Source organism: Sandarakinorhabdus oryzae (assembly GCF_009733735.1).
GTDB classification, from domain to species: domain Bacteria; phylum Pseudomonadota; class Alphaproteobacteria; order Sphingomonadales; family Sphingomonadaceae; genus Sandarakinorhabdus; species Sandarakinorhabdus oryzae.
This window is the reverse complement of the sequence record NZ_WNJP01000313.1, coordinates 1-1,470: the sequence shown is the minus strand read 5'-3', so window position 1 is coordinate 1,470 and position 1,470 is coordinate 1. Positions and strand designations below refer to the sequence as shown.

The 1,470-nt window shown below is 69.5% G+C and carries 2 protein-coding genes; one reads left to right on the top strand and one right to left on the bottom strand.

The window, feature by feature from the left end:
- On the top strand, window positions 1–392 hold a 392-nt coding region (locus GJ693_RS15940), incomplete at its 5' end, for a substrate-binding domain-containing protein (protein ID WP_197042290.1).
- Here GJ693_RS15940 and GJ693_RS15935 read toward each other — a convergent pair.
- Window positions 393–1,181, bottom strand: a complete 789-nt coding sequence (locus tag GJ693_RS15935; protein ID WP_197042289.1) for a GDSL-type esterase/lipase family protein — start codon at window positions 1,179–1,181, stop codon at window positions 393–395.
- Window positions 1,182–1,470 lie beyond the last annotated feature (289 nt).

Genomic DNA, 1,470 nt, shown 5'->3' with positions numbered 1-1,470 from the left:
TGCCCGGCGTGCCGCTGGCGCCGGTCGCCGCCCCCGGCCACCCGCTGGCCCGGCCCCACATCGCGCCCGGCGAGGCCCAGCGCCATCTGCAACTGGTGCTCACTGATCGTTCGCGGCTGACGGAAGGCAAGGATTTCGGCGTCCTCTCCCCGCGCAGCTGGCGGCTAGGCGACATGAGCGCCAAGCACGCGCTGCTCAAGGCCGGTGCCGGCTGGGGCAACATGCCGGTGCCGATGGTGGCCGATGATCTGGCCGCCGGGCGGCTGGTGCAGCTCAGCCTGCCCGACTGGCCGGGCACCACCTATCCTATCGCCCTGCTGCACCGACCCGATCACACCCCCGGCCCGGCGGCACGCTGGCTGATGGACTGGCTGGCGACAGACGGCGGCTGATCAGAGCTTCTGGTTCAGGGACGCCAGCAACCGGTCGCGCCAGACGCGATAGCCGTCGCGGCTGGGATGCAGGCCATCGTTGAACAGGTCGCGGCGCTGCCGGCCCTGCGCATCGACGAAATCGGGGTAGAGATCGAGGTAAGCCATCGTGGCTGACCGCGCCGCCATGGCCTGAAGCGCCTGGTTCACCGGCCGCACCACGTCGCGGTTCTTGGCCTCGTCATCGGTGGGCAGCAGCGACTGCAACACAATGCGCGCCCCCGGCTTGCGTTCGCGGATGCGCGCCACCACCGCTGTGATGCCGCGTTCGATGCTGGTCGCGGCCGGCGCTTCGGCGTCGAAACTGTTGTTGATGCCGAGCATCACGAAGATCACCTGCGGCTGCAGATCGGCACGGTCGAGCCAGCCCTCCCCGCCCTCGGCCGCCGGGAGCAACCGGTGCAACACATGTTCGATGCGATCGCCCGACACCCCCAGATTCAGCGCCCGGTGTGCCGGCACTGCACCGCCAAAGCTTTCATCCCACACGGATTTTCCGCAATAACGACCCGGCATCCACGGGTTGGCATCAAGGTGCCAGAAATCGGTGATGGAATCGCCGATGAAGACCAGCCGGACGGATTTCAGTTCCGGGGCGGTGGCGAGTTCGCGGCCGATATCGGCGGCGCGTTTCTGCCAGTAATCAACCCGCGCCGTCGGCTGCTCGGCCTGGAACCGTGCCTGTGCCTGCACCGTTCCCGGCACGGTCAGCGCCAGCAGTGCCGCCCCCAGTCTCAGCCGCATCGTCATGACCCATCCCCCACAGCGACTGATCTTCGCAGGCGCGCAGGCCTCTGGCAACGGGCCGTCCATTCACGGCAACCGCCGCAGTGGGGTGTGCGCGAACCAAGGCGGCGTGCGGCTTGACCGGCATGGCGCGCCGCTCCACACCCGGCCGCAGGAGGCGATGCGCTTGGACCTGATCGGCTTTGCCCTGGCCGTGTTGCTGATCGAACTCACGCCCGGCCCCAACATGGCCTGGCTGGCCGGGCTGGCCGCCACCGAGGGCCGCCGCGCCGGGCTGGCCGCGGTGACCGGC